Raw genomic sequence first — 15,450 nt, 5'->3', positions numbered from 1 at the left:
AATTAAAGTTACGCACTATTTAAAATTTATGGAGGTTTAGTAATGTGGAGTAGACTGGTTATAATGTGCTGTTTTTGTTTATTACTTACTGGTGTAAGTTCTTGCCCAAAAAAAGGAGCAAATACAACAAATAAAATAAATTCTGTTGTTAAGCAGATAGGTGATAAAAGAGTTTTCTTTGGTTATGATGAATCTAATATTACTGAAGTAAGTGCAGATGCATTACTTGACGTAATGGAGGTGTTACAAGATAACCCTGACGCGAAGGTTACTTTAACTGGTCACACTGACAACCGTGGTTCTCATGAATATAATCTTGCGCTAGGCGCTAGAAGGGCAGATGCAGCTAAAAAATTTATGGTTAGTTGTACACCCTACATAGAAAACAGAATAAAAACTGCTTCTAAAGGTGAAACTGAGCCTTTGGTTAATGTAAAAGATGATTCTAGAAATTCTAAATATGAAAAAGAGCATGCTAAAAATCGTAGAGTGGAATTTTCATTTTCTGGAATAAAGAAATAGTTTCTTGCATTAAAACCTGGATCCCAGTGTCAAGCACTGGGATGACATAAAGAAAGGGCACTGGGGTAGACAAAAAAGGACAAACTTGTCATATTTCGTTGCTTGAGCGGGATCTATATATACCACAAATAAGTCGCGGTATGACGTAAGAGATCTGACCTATCTGGCCATCAAGAGACATAATGGAATTAGAGTTATTATTTCAAAATGTGGTTAATAGTTTTGCTTTCTATAACAATCAAGTTGCAGTTGCAGTATCAGGTGGTGTAGATAGTATAGTCTTACTGCACTTAATGACTAACTGGGCAAAAAAAAACAAGCTTTCACTTCCTATAGCATTAACAGTAAATCATGGATTACGTCCAGAGTCTCAAAAAGAAGCTGATTTTGTTGTAAGTTATGCAAAGGAACTTGGAGCAAAGGAATCGTTCATATTAAATTGGGAAAAGCAAAATATTAAAGGCAATATTCAGTTACAGGCACGAAAAGCACGGTATAAGTTACTAGCAGAGTGGTGTAAAAACAATAATGTTAAATGTTTGCTCGTCGCTCATCACAAAGATGATCAAGCAGAAACGTTCTTATTAAGATTAGAGCGAGGTAGCGGCGTAGATGGATTATCATCAATGGACTACAAGTCTTTCCTAAATGGTATTTATATATTTAGGCCATTGTTAAATTTTAGTCGTAGTGAAATAGAAAAGTACGCTAAGCTTCATCGGTTAAAATGGATCGAAGATAGAAGCAACTATGACTTAAAATACAGGCGAACTTTATACCGTAACTTACTTAAAGCAAGTGATAATCAAGAGATTTTAACAGAGCGAATATGCCTCACAGCCCTTCATATGAAAAGAGCTGCAAAAGCGTTGATGCACTACACACGCCTTGCATTTAATGACTGTGTTAATGTTCATGATCTTGGTTATATTGAAATTAAACTAAGTGAATTTTATCAATTGCCAGAGGAAATAGCCTTGAGGATTCTTCTTTACTCTATAATGGCAATTGCCAGTAAACATTATAAACCAAGGTACAACAGCCTTATCGTAATATTTAACAAAATATTGCAAAAGGATAGTAATGTTAACTGCACACTTTCTGGGTGCAAAATAAGAAAATATGGAGAAAATATCTTAATAATTAGAGAATCGTCAAGGATACAAGAAATTACTGTAAACCTACCTTTAAATGAACCTACTCAATGGGATAACAGATTTAGCTGCACAATACTCGGAAATCAAGAGTGTTCAGTTATCATCGCTCCATTAAAAAAAACACAAAAAGTTCCTGAATTTCTGAAGGATTACAACTGCTGCCCTGAAGTTTTCTATTCTTTGCCTGTAGTGCTAAAAGATGGAAAGGTGCTTGCTTATCCTGATGTAAATTATAACGGAAAAAATACCAATGACGATAAGATTCAATGCATTATTAATAGCACGATAAAACAAAATTTGGTAAGCTTGATGGGTATTTAGTTAAAAATAGAAATGAAAAAATTTTTAGAAGGCTTATTGATCTGGTTAGTAATTATTGTTCTTATTTCAGTTGCTTATATTCAGTTCAGCGGAAATGTAGGTAAAAGTAAAACAATTATACCTTTTTCGGAATTTTTAACTAGACTAGAAGACAATGATGTAGAAAATATTGTCATAAAAAACCAGAGCATTGAAGGCAAGTTCAGGGACGGTTCAAGTTTCAATTCAAGTGGTGTCATATATAGCGACCTAATAAAAAATTTACATGATAGAAAAGTGAGATTCTCCTTTTCAACTGGAGATTCTGTCATGAACGTAATTGGTGGATTATTTATCTCATGGGTCCCAACATTTATCTTTATTGGCTTTTTGCTATTCTTTCTTAAACAAACACAAGCAGGGGGCAACAGAACTATAAGCTTTGGCAAGTCAAGGGCTAGACTCATGACTAGTGGAAAAAAAGTAACATTTGATGATGTTGCCGGAATTGATGAAGCAAAAGAAGAGCTAGTAGAGATTGTTGATTTCCTTAAACAAAGGCAAAAATTTCAAATATTAGGTGGAAAAATACCAAAAGGGTGCCTTTTAATTGGCTCTCCTGGAACTGGTAAAACTTTACTTGCTCGTGCAATTGCAGGAGAAGCTAATGTGCCATTCTTTAGCATTTCTGGATCTGATTTTGTTGAAATGTTTGTGGGTGTTGGTGCAAGTCGTGTTCGTGACATGTTTGATCAAGGCAAGAAAAATGCTCCTTGTATAATTTTTATAGATGAAATAGATGCGGTGGGTAGACATCGTGGCATTGGTCTTGGTGGCGGCAATGATGAAAGAGAACAAACATTAAATCAGTTATTAGTTGAGATGGATGGCTTTGAGTCTAATGAGGGCGTAATAATAATTGCTGCGACTAACCGTCCGGATGTCTTAGATCCAGCACTGCTTAGGCCTGGTCGTTTTGACCGGCAGATTACTATTTCTTTACCCGATATAAATGGGCGCGAGAAAATATTAAACACACATATAAAGAAAATATCAATAGCACCAGATGTAAACGTGAAAACAGTTGCAAGAGGAACACCAGGCTTTTCTGGAGCTGATTTAGCAAATTTAGTGAACGAATCTGCACTTATTGCTGCAAGAAGAAACAAGAAAATTGTTACCATGGATGATTTTGAATATGCACGTGATAAAGTAATGATGGGCGTAGAAAGACGATCCCTAATTATGACAGAAGAGGAAAAGAGACTGACTGCATACCATGAAGCTGGTCATGCAATAATTGCTGTTAATATGCCTGCTTCTGATCCTATACACAAAGCAACAATTATTCCACGCGGTAGGGCACTCGGTTTAGTGATGAGACTACCAGAAACAGATAGAGTATCCCTCACAAGAGAAAAGATGCTAGCAGATATAACTGTTGCAATGGGTGGACGTGTGGCAGAAGAGCTAATTTTTGGCTATGATAAAGTCACAAGCGGTGCATCTTCGGATATAAAACAAGCATCAGATTTATCACGTTCTATGGTAACAAAATGGGGAATGAGCGACAAAATAGGTCCGATCTATCACAATCGCGAACAAACCATGCATGGTTCTGACATAATTTCTGAAGATACATTAAAACTTATAGATGAAGAAGTGAAGAAAGTTGTGTCTTCTTGCTATGAAAAAGCAAAAGAGATTTTGACCAAGCATAAGAAAGGCTTAGATCTCATTGCCGAAAATCTACTGGAGTTTGAAACTTTAACAGGAGATGAAATAAAGGACATATTAAATGGAAAAAAAATTGTTAGAGAGGAAAATGAGAAGAATGAGAAAATAAAAAAATCCTCTCTCTATGAGAGTTGACCTCATCTTAAAAATGTTAATCAGCTAACGCTGCAATAAAACAATTTAGAATTGTAACTGTCAATATAAATTGTATTAAAATATTCATAATATTGCATTTTCATCACAATAATGCTATCATTCAGTTAGTATTAATGTTTAATGAGGTGTGAGTAATGATTGATATAGCTTCTATTGGTGTAAGTACAGTTATTGATCAGAATTATAGAAGAAAAGCACAATTATGTTTATCAGGATTATTTGTAACTGTGTCAATAACAACTGTTTACCTGGTTTATTTTCCCTGCGTCACAAAATGTATTAGCTCCGTTTTTACTTCCGGCTATGTTCTTGCTCTTCACTTTATCGATGGGTTATTACATGTTCATATTTAGTTGTGAAGAAAAATCTTTGGTAAAGAATGTTCTTGGTATGGTTGAACCGGCTGAATCGGTAAAGAGAGTGCATTGCCAAGAAAATATTAAGTCCTTATTAGCAGAAGTGAGAAGTATAGCTCTTTTCATAATAGTCCGGAAAGTTCATAGAAAAGCAGAATCAACAGCATGACGAAAAGATGTGAATAGAGGAATGTTTTTCCTAGCTCTGTTTTTTATAGCAAACCAATGATGCTCAATTTTGTTAAAATCGGGAGAATAAGGCGGTAGATATAAAATTTCTGCACCAACTCCTTTAGCAAGTTCAGTAATCTTATTAGACTTATGAAAAGTAGCATTATCAAGGATAACAGTTTGTCCAGGTTCCAAAATCGGTGTTAGGAACTGCTCAAACCATTTATTAAAGATATCCATATTACAGTGGCCTTCAAATGTTAACGGAACAACTATTTTTCTGCCGTTTAAGGCTGCAATCATACTGATTCGTTGAATTTTTTTACCAGATTTTAGAGCATAAAACCGCTGTCCTTTCTGAGAATATCCATAGGGATAGTCTTCGGTATTATCAATACCAGATTCATCTATATATACTAAGTTTTGAGGTTCTTTTGTTGCTATAATTTTCAAAAATTCAGCACGTTTTTCTTCATTCCTTTCTTTGTATCCATATGTCTTTTTTTGCGTGTGAGTCCAATTTTTTTAAGAGCTCGATGAATCGTTGGGATACTAACATTACTCCAAAGCTTAGCCATTTCCGATAGAGTTTTTCCACCATGTTTTTTGGCAAATTCAGTAAATTTATTCCAGTCGGTAATTTTGTGATTATAACCTCCATTTCCAAGTTTTTTCGACTGAAAATCTCCTGTTTCTTTTTTTCTTTGCTGCCACTCCCATAATGTAGTTCTTCCAATTTTAAATCTTGCTGCTACCGTTTCTCTGCTTTCCCCTTCGTCTAGCACTTCCATTGCTTTTTTTCTTAAATCATAACTATATGCTGCTGGCATACTTACCTTCACTACTATAAACTCTTATTTTAACCCGTTTGGACCATTATGAAAAGAGCTATACTACGAAAGATAGGTTTCGCAACGTGCTTGTTAATCTTTGTTTTGAAGATCGTAGTAAAGCACACAAACTTGCATTATATGTGAAAGAAATTGACGATATTGTGTCTTCAATAAAAAATAAAGACCTCTTAGACCATTTTGATCAATTTTTTACTATTACTGAAGTAAGCAATAAAAAAAATAGAAGTGAATTAATGAACCTCGCAAGGGCATATAAGATGATAAGTGAAGAAGATCCAGACAAAATACAGGATTTTTTAGCTACTCAAACAAAAAGTTATTCATATGAAATAATGTTACCTGAAATTGATAATTTTCTATCACAAGCTAGGTGATTTTATCAATAATTTCATTGTGTACGTGATTATCATTTTTTGTTTCAATTCCAGTGATAACACTGCACCTAACGGGCTCTTTTATGGCTATTTCCTGAAATCCTTTTCTGACCTTATTGTAAAAATTAACATCCATTTCTTCATATTTATTCTTGTCTTTTGCTCTATTTAAGCCAACTTTAACATCAATATCTAGAATGAATGTAATATCTGGATATTTAATTTCCACTAGCTTATGTAAGTCCCTTATTAGCCCTAAGTCAACTCCAAACCCATATCCTTGATATGCAATAGTTGAATCAATAAACCGATCACAAATCACTATTTTTCCTTCTGCAAGAGCTGGTAATATTAATTTTTTCATATGTTCGCGCCTCATCGAGATAAGTAGCAAGAGTTCAGAAATAGAATCAATATTATTCGTTAACAATACTCCTCTTACCTTCTCTGCAAAGTTAGTGCCACCTGGTTCTCGAGTCAATACCACATTATTTTCGCCGCGAATTTGCTTAAAATGATTTGCAAGTAGCTTAGATTGTGTTGTTTTACCAGAGCCGTCTATTCCTTCGAAAGTTATGAACATAAGTTTTATAATTATAATACTAAAAAAGAATATGCAAACAGTATACATAGAAACCGTTTGACATTTAAATAATAAGACCGTAAATTACATGTGGTATAATAATAGTCTATGGTTGCTCTGAATACTCCTAAAGTCGATTTTAGTTTTGCTGCAAAAGATTTTAATCTTTTGGGAGTAGACAATAAATATTATGCATTAAGTGACTGTTGTGGAAGAAATGGTCTTATTATAATGTTTATATGCAATCACTGTCCTTACGTTCAGTCAATTATTAGCAATCTGGTAAGCGATATTGATCAATTGAAAAAAGATTATCAGGTGAATACCGTTGCAATAATGTCAAATGATGTAAATGAATATCAAGAGGATTCCTTTGAAAATATGATTAATTTTGCCAAGGAAAATAAGTTTATATTTCCATATTTAATTGATAGTACACAGAAAATAGCTAAAGAATACGGGGCTGTTTGCACTCCTGACTTTTTCGGCTTTAATTCCAATTTAAACCTTTGCTATCGTGGACGTTTTAACGACACAAAAAAAGAAAAGGTTCAAAGCTATGAAATAGGAAGTAGTGACTTATTTCAAGCTATGAAATTTATTGCAGAAACTGGTAATTCTCCAATTGACCAAAAATCAAGTATTGGCTGCTCAATTAAATGGTCTAATTCTACGGGTTAAATATCATGCACAGTGGCTCTCAGCATTTGTTTGATATTATAATTTTGCTTTCTGCTGCTGTGTTTATAGTCATAGCGTTTTGGAAAATGAATATTAGCCCAGTGCTCGGTTACTTCGTTGCAGGTGCAGTTATTGGTTCTCATGGATTTAATCTGATACACTCAGCTGAAGCAATGGATAATCTTGCAGAATTTGGTGTAGTTTTTCTATTATTCATTATAGGCCTTGAATTGACATTTGAACGCCTGATCGCTATGCGTATTCATGTATTTGGGTTCGGTTCTCTTCAAGTTATAGTTACCATGGTAGCAATATGGTGCATCGCTCTTGCTTTCGGAGTGAATACGAATATAGCAACAGTTATTGGTGGTGGGCTTGCGCTATCCTCAACAGCAATAGTGTTGCAGGTTCTGCAAGAAAAAGGTTCTCAAGCAAGTCAGGTTGGTAGGTTGTCGATAGCAGTGCTATTAATGCAAGATTTTGCAGTGGTACCATTAATAGTATTGGTACCTTTACTTGCTGGCAATTCTGAGCACAGCCTGATAAGCTCATTGGCAGGTTCATTGGTGCAAGCAGCTATTGCATTAGTGCTGATATTTATAACTGGTAGATTATTGCTTAGACCTTTATTTTCGGTTATTGCTAAAATGGAAAGTAATGAGATCTTTATATCAACAACGCTTTTAATAGTATTAGGAGCAGCATTTATTACTGAGCAATTCCATTTATCGTTAGCATTAGGTGCATTTGTTGCTGGATTGTTAGTTGCAGAAACAGAATATAGACACTCAGTAGAACACGCAGTATTGCCATTTAAAGATTTGTTTCTTGGCTTATTTTTCATGACTGTTGGTATGTCCATCAATACCGAACTTTTACTCAATAAGTTACCACTAATTACTTTATTATCGATTATCCTTATCGTTTTAAAAACATCTATCATATATATATTGTGTAGATTTTTTGGATTTAAGAGTGCACCTGCTATACAAGCTGGGTTACTGCTTTCACAAGGCGGTGAATTTGCGTTTATTTTATTTCGCTTAGCAGATGAGCTAAATGTGCTACCAAGTGAAATCGCTCAAGTACTTATGATGGTAACTACAGTAACCATGGCTTTCACTCCTCTTTTATCGGGGCTTGGAGATTGGATAGCAAACTCATTTAGCACTGAGAAAACAATATTAGATGATGAAGCTGTTGAAACAGATACACAAGATCTTTATAACCATGTAATAGTTGCTGGATTTGGTAGAGTGGGATATATGGTAACAAAAATGCTTACTGCAGAGCATTTAAGTTACGTTGTTGTAGATATTCAATCGAAAATAGTCAAAGAAGGAAAAAGTGATAGTTTTCCTATATATCTTGGAGATGTTACAAGATGTGAAATTTTAAAATCAGTAGGAATAGAAAGAGCACAAGCTCTCGTTATTTCAATAAAGAATGAAGTTACTATAAAAAAAGTTGTTTCCTTAGTTGCTGCAAATTTTCCGCATGTAAATATTGTAATACGCTTACCAGATCTGAGTAATGTGGAGGTTTATAGAGATCTAGGAGCTAGTAAAATTATTCCTGAAACATCTGAGATAGGATTGCAGCTAGGTGGAGCTGCACTGAGCCTCAGTGGTATTAGCGAAAGTGGAGTTACGTCTTTAAAAAGTAGATTTAGAAAAGGCAATTATAGTATGTTAAAAGACCTTGGTAGTGATAAAGATGAATGACTACTTTTCTAATTTTATGTACAGAAAGCTTCAAGCTTTATTGAGGTCAGATGCATGGCTAATGCTGAAACAAAAATTCCAGTGCTCCCTTTCTTGTCATCCCAGTGCTTGACACTGGGATCCAGATTGGGCACTAAGTTGGTAAACACGAAAGCGCTTTACAACGTTTTTGATGGAACTGTGCAAAAGGACTGGATGCCAGTGTCACGCACTGGCATGACACCCATTTGTTCCTATAGTTGTCTTTTTTCGTCTACCTTATTTTGCCACCCTGCTGAACAGATACATTGAGGTTTTGCCTATAGTAAATTACGCACATAGTCAACCAAGTTAAGGAAAGTGCAAACCAAGTGATTGCATATTCCAAATGCTTCATTGGCTGTATAGCTAATTTGCTGCCAAAATTGTTCGGCCACAATATACACTTCTCTAGCTTAATACCTAACTCATTGGAAATTTCTTCTGTACTCAGGGTAAACCATGTATTCGAAGCAGTATCGTTCTTGATAAACCAATTTTTACTTTTATTGCTATCGCAATATAAAATTCCATCTGCAACTACTTTTTCAATTTTTACTTTTTTCTCCTTTTTTTCTCTGACTATTCCTTTATTCACCAACATGTAACGTCCAGTGGTGAGCAACATAGGAGACAGCACGTGATAGCCGTGTTGCCCTGCAAAAACATATAGTTCTATGTCACTTAGAATCCCATCAATCTTGACATGCCTATAGTTAAATTTTTCAAGGTCGTTATTGGGCAATAGATGAACCACTGGAAGACTCATACTTTTAATAATATTATTCTTCCAGTTCAATCTGAATATTTGCCATAACCCTAATAAAAAAAGAAGTGAGCAAGGTATAATTAAAATAAATACTATCTTTTTTAACACTCTATATTTGTGTTCTTAAATAGTTTTCAACACCCATTAGTTCAATAAGATCGATCTGTTTCTCAATCCAATGAAAGTGCTCTTCTTCATTTTTTAACATCTCTTCTAATAACATTACACTAACAAAATCCTTTTCTTTCTCAGCGATAGAAATCGTTTCTTTGATATCCTTAATACCTTTTCCCTCTAATTTCAAATTAGCTTCTAAGATTTTCCGTATTGTGTCTTTTGTAAACTTTCCATCATACTTTGATATTTCGTTTGTATCCTGAAAATTTGGGACTCCTTTAAATAACAAAATTCTTTCTGCCAACTTGTTTGCATGTTCAAGTTCTTCGTTAAGCTCATTTTTTACCTTTTCTGCAAGTCTATTAATTCCATTGTTTTTGAGAATCGCAAAATGCAAAAGATACTGGCGTACAGAAGTCAGCTCATTGGTCAATAATTTGTTCAAATGTTTTACTATCTCTTCATTCATAATCTTCCCTTAGTTCAATTCATCAGTATAATTTATATGATAACGATAGTTATAGCAACTCATTTAATAGTTCCTTTGATAACAACCGTATTAAATAGCATGTCGTGGTATGTCTGTTTTTTCTTAGAGAAGCAAGCAACTAGATACCAGCAGAGAGTGAGTAGCACTATAATTACTTTCAATGCACTCAAGACATTCACTAATACTTCCTGATCTCGCAAAAATTCAGTAAGGACAACTACTACACTGTTTAACAAAGGAAGAAAAAACTGGGAAGAGCTTCTGTCAAACGCTAAATTCAAGTCTATTTTAGAATTATCTAAATTGATAGTATACATATTCATTAACTGTTGACCGGGAGTTGCTTGGGCCTTTGAAGATATAAAATATGTGAAGTAACTACAATTTACACACATGTATGATAGATGTAAGATCAACGGAGAATCCTCTAATAGCAGTATAATTAATAAAGTTGGAATTAATAAAATTGCTACATCTATTAAATACGCGCAAAAGCGTCTTGTTATACTGGCAATCTCTGTAACAGCGGTCATTACCTATCTTCTAAATACTTTATTACAAAATCTGTAAGTTTATCAAAATGTTGAAAACATAACAAATCTTCATAACCGCTTATTGATTGACCGTATATAATAGGTAAACAATTGGCATTTTGTGCACACAGAACATCTGTGATGCTATCACCAACGAAAAACACATTTTCTCTATTTATAGGCAACGTACTCTCTTCTAATGCAAATAGCAGTGGGGTTGCAGATGGTTTATCTTCTGCAGTATCGCATGACCCAACCACTCTTTCAAAGTAAGAATCTAGTTTAAAATAGGTAACTTCTTCACGTAAATTAGTATTTTTCTTATTACTTACTATTGCTAGATAAACATTGTGGCTTTTCAGTGTCTGCAACATTTCCTCTACTCCTTGATTCAGAGCAATGTTTTGTAATAGCGCATTATCTAAGTATTGTTGATATATCTGATTTGCTTTTTTCCACTGATCGCCAAACAAATTGACCATATAGCTCTTTCTCGACTCATGGGAATTTCTATCAGCAGCTTTATTACTATACCCCATTGAGTTTATGGTATGCTTAATAGCATTAAAAATGTTATCTTGAGTGTCAACTAAGGTATTATCCCAATCGAATACTACTGCTAATGGGCTGTTTTTCATTTCTATATTGTTATATATTTTAAATTAATAAGTAAATAACATTTTAATAAAAAAAATATAAATAGGACGCTCTTACTCTTTACCACAAGTTATGTTAACTGTTTTTTATATAATTAGCTAACATACTGGTTATATGATATGTTTTAATAGGCAACAGGTATGGCCCAGACATCTAAAGAAAGTGTTGAAAAAAAGTTTAAAGATGTTTTTGAACGTTCTCCAGGTGCTTTTCCAGAAGGTACCTCATTAGAAGAGAAGGTTAATTATATCGCAAAAGGAACAGAGGCTCTAAAAGCTGTGAAAAGTAAGGAGCTTGAGAACAAAATGAAAAACGTTGCAGAATTGAGTCAGAAATTTGAAAGTCAAGAAGGACGTGCAGATGAAAAAGTACGTCAAGATTTTGAAAGAATTGCTGAGCTTGACCAACAATATAAAGGGAAGGGCATCTTCACAAGTGAAAAAGTTACAGAGCCAAAAAGTGACAAAAAACTCCAAGACACTCCGAGAAAAACTACAACAGCAGTTAAAGACCTTGAACATAATACACAAAAAAAGACTACTGAAGCTTCTGTGCAAACAGCATCAGAGCACGATTCACAAACCGTTAATCCCTCAGTGAGCAAGAGTTCTGTAAAAGAGAAGCTCAACACTGAGCCGGACAAAAAAGATAACACGCCTCAACCACAAGAAAATCAAAAAGAAGAAGGGTTTTTGAGTCTTCTGAAGCGCTTTGTTAAGAAAATATTAGAAAAATTTTTAGGTGAAGGTGAAAAGGATGTAGAGAATGCTCGTGGCATGAAAGAAGATGCTCAAAGAGATACGTCAAATAACGAAGAGCAACAAAAGAGTAAGCAGCTTGATGAAATTTTAAAGGACAAAAGTGTAAGCGAGGGTTTGAAGCAGGCAACAAAGCTTGAGAACCCGGCAATAACGCCTGTTAATACTCCTAAAGTGAATGAAGTAAACACGGGTCGTGAAAGGTGATCCGCTTTCAAGCTTCATTATACCGCCACGAACCGTCATACCGCCGCGGTATCTCATCCGCTAACAAGTAGCGGGATGACGATTGTCAGGGTGTCATCCCAGTGTCCCTATGATGTCATCCCAGTGCCCTGACTACTTGGATCTAGGCTCTGTGGACAAAATTTTAGAGAAGCCATACAAGAGCTCCAACAAAATTGAGAAAACCCATAAAAACCTCAGCAGTTTTATCAAATCTGGAAAAAATGCGCCTAAAATTTTTAATTTTACCAAAAAAACACTCAATCAAATGACGTTCTTTGTAGATATGCTCATCGTAATACCTTTGCACTTTTCGATTCCGTTTTGGCGGAATAACTACTGTACATCCCTTGTCTTCAAGACTTGTAACAAAGGCATTGCTATCGTAGCCCTTGTCAGCTACTACAGTAGAGTTATAGATACTTTCGGTCAACACTTGTGCCTGCGTAATTTCATTTCTTTGACCAGGAGTCAGAGTAAATTTAAGTGGATTTCCAAGTGCATCGACAAGCGCATGTATTTTAGTTGTAAAGCCACCTTTGCTCCTCCCTAAAGCTTCTTGATCCTTGGAGTTTTTTGTATATCCAGATGAACATGGATGGCCTCGGATGATCGTACCGTCGATTATAGCAACTTCTAAATCAGGCTCTTGTTTAGTATATTCAAGCAATTTTTTCCAGACATCTCTTTCACACCATCTTTTAAATCGCTTATGTATACTCCTGTAATTACCATAAGTTTTTGGTAAAAGTCTCCATTGGCAACCACTTCGCACTATGTACCACACTGCCTCTATGAATATTCTTAAACGTTTTTCATCTTTGCTGTGCATTCCTTTTACGCTTTTTATGAACTCTAAAATTTGTTTCCAATTTTCCTCTTTGATGTAATATTGCATATGGTAGTTTCTCCATTTTTTACCTATTAGGCTAAACTACCATCTTTTTCTCTCTTTTCATATTTTTTGTCCACAGAGCCTAGCAAGCTTTGCTTGCAAATAAGTCTAATACGCGTCGCGTTTTATGCCAAAACACAATTGGAGTTACATGCAAAATAGATCCCAGTGTCAGCTACTCGGATGACAAAAAAAGGAGCACTGGGATGACACCATTTGTTGTATTTAACAAAGTTCGCACTTAGCTTCATGTTAGCTATAAACATTAAGAAATTTACCAAGCGAAAAAAAGGCAAAAGAAGCCCCAGCTAATATCTATTTTAGAACATTGGCGTTTTTTAAGTCTTAAACACTGCAATTTAGCTGCTTTTAAATGCAACTCACCTTAGTTTAAATGTTTAAGAAATTTACTAAGCAGAAAAAAAGGCAAAAGAAACCCCGTGTTAGCTAGTTGTCACTCCCTAATCCTGCAAATTGGCGTACTATACTGTCTTAAACGACTTATAAGCGCATTTCAGCTTGTGTAGGTAATGTGCTGTGCCGATAATCAGCGTAATAGATCAGTCTAAAAAATCTATCCTAGTTCAAGAATATACATTTACTCTTGAAACAATTGCAAAATCTTTGATCAATGCTAAAGAACGTGGCGTTGATGTTAAAGTCATTTTAGATAAATCGCAACTCTACTCAAAATATAGTGTTATAAATGAATTATTTTCAGGTGGAGTACCAGTTTGGATCGATGATAAGCCAAAAATTGCTCATAATAAGATAATGATTGTTGATAATCAAAAAGTTATCACAGGGTCGTTTAACCTGAGTAAGACAGCTAAAAAAGGAAATGCTGAAAATTTATTAATTATTACAGATTATCCTGAATTGATTCAGCAGTATGTGAAAAACTGGGAGGCACGAATGTCACAATCTTATAAATATGCTCCCAACTAATCAAAAGCACTTGCTTAAAATCAGCTCTAAAAACAGCAAGGGAGAGCTTTTTTTATTGATTGGCGTAATGATTATGATATAATAAACTAGAAGTTTAAGGAATAAGGTAATGGATTATATAAACGATGCTGCCGGTAGCTACACTGCCGTTCATGATTTTTTTCAAAACAATGGTGTTGGAGATTACAAAGTTCAATGCAGTTAGTGCGACCCGAAAGTCGTGATTTTGTGATGGTTAAATTCCATCTTCCCTAGACATCGGGGATAATGTATGTCTCACATTTTAGAGAGTGGCAACCTCTAGGATGCAAGCATGAGATAAAAGCAGGTAACACTAAACCTTATAGTGAATCCCTGCAAACAGAGTTAGATATGGTTACGAGAGGAACCAATGCCTGAATTGTCGTAACGAACGATATGCGAAATAAGGTTGGTTAACGCATAGACCAAAAGGTACGGAGAAAGTGGATAATTAGAACTTGACTGGTCTGATTAAGATGTTTCCCATCTCCCGGCAAAAAGTTGGAACCTAAGTCTAACATGAAACAATTTCATGGAACGGAGTAACATTATAGATGCTCTTATTCTTTAAGCAGGGAGCCACCCGTATGCACCTATAATGAGGGATTGTCTAAGAAGCCAAGGCCTAAAATAATGTTTAGGATATGCTGACGTGGACACTGTAATTTGGAAGGTAAAGTTGTGAGTAGTGGTTAATATGTTATGAGCCAACATTAAGTGTTAGGTATGAATGAATACGACTTCTCTAGTAATATAGAGAATGCTGTATTTAAGCTATAAAAACAAATTTACCAAGCTTTGAAATGTTAATTACATGGAGAAGTATGTATGACAAACACCAAGTTAGAGAGAAGCCGGATGTGGTGAAAGTCACAAGTCCGGTTTTGAAGTCGAGTGGGGAGAGGTGACTTTCTCCACTTAGATAACTGGTGGGGTACCGTATGCTACTGATGAGTATGTGCATTCTGGCGATAAATTTTGGAGTAATAATTTTATAGACTCACATTTTGGAAGGGAAATAAAAATGTATCCTCGAAGTGAACTTTTAGCTAAAGAATATGCTGGAAGTACGCTGCCAGTTTCAATATCACTAGATAAGGATTTAATAAAAATAAAGGAATGTCAGAAAAAAACGAAATTTGTGGAACTAGAAAGGGAGTCAGGCAATTTAGTGTATGATAAGCAACAGCATGTAAAGTGTTACACAACGAAGCTATCATATGATGATGTGCATATTTACAATAACGATAAAGTTTCAACATTTAGCATAAAATACGACGTGCCAAATGATCCGAAATACAGTTTAAATATAACATTTACAAAGGTTAATGATAATAAATCAGGATTTTGGCAAAAATTTAAAAACATGTTTTAACGTGACCATTCACTGGTTTTTACTCAATC

Annotated in this window: 15 protein-coding genes and 1 pseudogene; 9 read left to right on the top strand and 7 right to left on the bottom strand. The window is 34.8% G+C overall.

Features of this window, described 5'->3' with window-relative positions; genetic code table 11:
- Positions 1 to 42 precede the first annotated feature (42 nt).
- The 3 genes from OOK85_RS01505 to ftsH all read left to right on the top strand — a co-directional run bounded on the left by OOK85_RS01505 (position 43) and on the right by ftsH (position 3,851).
- On the top strand, positions 43 to 522 hold the full coding sequence (locus OOK85_RS01505) for an OmpA family protein (protein WP_182319815.1): 480 nt from the start codon (positions 43 to 45) through the stop codon (positions 520 to 522).
- Positions 523 to 704: 182 nt separating this feature from the next.
- Positions 705 to 2,000: a tRNA lysidine(34) synthetase TilS gene (gene tilS, locus OOK85_RS01500; protein ID WP_264703558.1), complete on the top strand. Its 1,296-nt coding sequence runs from the start codon at positions 705 to 707 to the stop codon at positions 1,998 to 2,000.
- Between the two features lie 12 nt (positions 2,001 to 2,012).
- Positions 2,013 to 3,851 (top strand): ATP-dependent zinc metalloprotease FtsH, encoded by a 1,839-nt coding sequence (gene ftsH / locus OOK85_RS01495; RefSeq protein WP_264703556.1) that lies wholly within the window; start codon positions 2,013 to 2,015, stop codon positions 3,849 to 3,851.
- Between the two features lie 518 nt (positions 3,852 to 4,369).
- Here the strand turns inward: ftsH and OOK85_RS01490 are convergent.
- Positions 4,370 to 5,229 (bottom strand): IS630 family transposase gene (locus tag OOK85_RS01490; RefSeq protein ID WP_264702431.1). Its coding sequence is split into 2 segments (ribosomal slippage): positions 4,370 to 4,905 and positions 4,905 to 5,229, totalling 861 coding nucleotides; the frame shifts between segments, so codons are not numbered across the junction.
- A gap of 86 nt (positions 5,230 to 5,315) precedes the next feature.
- Between OOK85_RS01490 and OOK85_RS01485 the strand changes: the two genes are divergently transcribed.
- Positions 5,316 to 5,627, top strand: a complete 312-nt coding sequence (locus OOK85_RS01485) for a hypothetical protein (RefSeq protein WP_264703555.1) — start codon at positions 5,316 to 5,318, stop codon at positions 5,625 to 5,627.
- Here the strand turns inward: OOK85_RS01485 and tmk are convergent.
- Positions 5,620 to 6,210, bottom strand: coding sequence for a dTMP kinase (tmk, locus tag OOK85_RS01480; RefSeq protein WP_010081998.1), 591 nt, complete (start codon positions 6,208 to 6,210; stop codon positions 5,620 to 5,622). The two genes, OOK85_RS01485 and tmk, sit on opposite strands and share 8 nt — an antisense overlap.
- A gap of 108 nt (positions 6,211 to 6,318) precedes the next feature.
- On the opposite strand from tmk, the gene OOK85_RS01475 reads away from it, so the two are divergent.
- Positions 6,319 to 6,891, top strand: a complete 573-nt coding sequence (locus OOK85_RS01475; RefSeq protein WP_264703551.1) for a thioredoxin family protein — start codon at positions 6,319 to 6,321, stop codon at positions 6,889 to 6,891.
- Between the two features lie 5 nt (positions 6,892 to 6,896).
- A complete protein-coding gene (locus OOK85_RS01470; protein WP_264703549.1) occupies positions 6,897 to 8,615 on the top strand; it encodes a monovalent cation:proton antiporter-2 (CPA2) family protein in 1,719 nt (572 codons plus the stop codon).
- A gap of 253 nt (positions 8,616 to 8,868) precedes the next feature.
- Here the strand turns inward: OOK85_RS01470 and OOK85_RS01465 are convergent, their stop codons facing one another.
- The 4 genes from OOK85_RS01465 to OOK85_RS01450 are packed head-to-tail and all read right to left on the bottom strand — an operon-like array spanning position 8,869 to position 11,180.
- A complete protein-coding gene (locus tag OOK85_RS01465; protein WP_264703547.1) occupies positions 8,869 to 9,510 on the bottom strand; it encodes an SURF1 family protein in 642 nt (213 codons plus the stop codon).
- A 1-nt stretch (position 9,511) separates the two neighbouring features.
- Positions 9,512 to 9,988 (bottom strand): bacterioferritin, encoded by a 477-nt coding sequence (bfr, locus tag OOK85_RS01460; RefSeq protein WP_077188433.1) that lies wholly within the window; start codon positions 9,986 to 9,988, stop codon positions 9,512 to 9,514.
- Positions 9,989 to 10,047: 59 nt separating this feature from the next.
- A complete protein-coding gene (locus OOK85_RS01455) occupies positions 10,048 to 10,542 on the bottom strand; it encodes an RDD family protein (protein ID WP_077188432.1) in 495 nt (164 codons plus the stop codon).
- Complete coding sequence (locus tag OOK85_RS01450; RefSeq protein WP_015589464.1) at positions 10,542 to 11,180, bottom strand: HAD family hydrolase; 639 nt, start codon at positions 11,178 to 11,180, stop codon at positions 10,542 to 10,544. The genes OOK85_RS01455 and OOK85_RS01450 overlap by 1 nt, the downstream gene beginning before the upstream one ends.
- Before the next feature lie 159 nt (positions 11,181 to 11,339).
- On the opposite strand from OOK85_RS01450, the gene OOK85_RS01445 reads away from it, so the two are divergent.
- On the top strand, positions 11,340 to 12,164 hold the full coding sequence (locus OOK85_RS01445) for a hypothetical protein (RefSeq protein WP_264703543.1): 825 nt from the start codon (positions 11,340 to 11,342) through the stop codon (positions 12,162 to 12,164).
- A gap of 163 nt (positions 12,165 to 12,327) precedes the next feature.
- On the opposite strand, the gene OOK85_RS01440 is transcribed toward OOK85_RS01445, so the two are convergent.
- The gene (locus OOK85_RS01440; protein WP_264702164.1) at positions 12,328 to 13,080 is read right to left on the bottom strand and encodes an IS5 family transposase; all 753 of its coding nucleotides are present in this window, start codon (positions 13,078 to 13,080) and stop codon (positions 12,328 to 12,330) included.
- 528 nt (positions 13,081 to 13,608) lie between these two features.
- On the opposite strand from OOK85_RS01440, the pseudogene OOK85_RS01435 reads away from it, so the two are divergent.
- Both OOK85_RS01435 and OOK85_RS01430 read left to right on the top strand, forming a co-directional pair.
- A pseudogene (locus OOK85_RS01435) lies at positions 13,609 to 14,025 on the top strand (phospholipase D family nuclease); the annotation flags it as partial.
- 979 nt (positions 14,026 to 15,004) lie between these two features.
- On the top strand, positions 15,005 to 15,421 hold the full coding sequence (locus OOK85_RS01430) for a hypothetical protein (protein ID WP_264703539.1): 417 nt from the start codon (positions 15,005 to 15,007) through the stop codon (positions 15,419 to 15,421).
- The last annotated feature ends 29 nt before the right edge of the window (positions 15,422 to 15,450 follow it).

Origin of the sequence: Wolbachia endosymbiont (group A) of Volucella inflata (assembly GCF_947250665.1) — a bacterium.
Classification (GTDB): Bacteria; Pseudomonadota; Alphaproteobacteria; order Rickettsiales; family Anaplasmataceae; genus Wolbachia; species Wolbachia pipientis.
The sequence above is the reverse complement of the archived record's forward strand: the minus strand, read 5'-3'. Positions and strand labels throughout refer to the sequence as shown.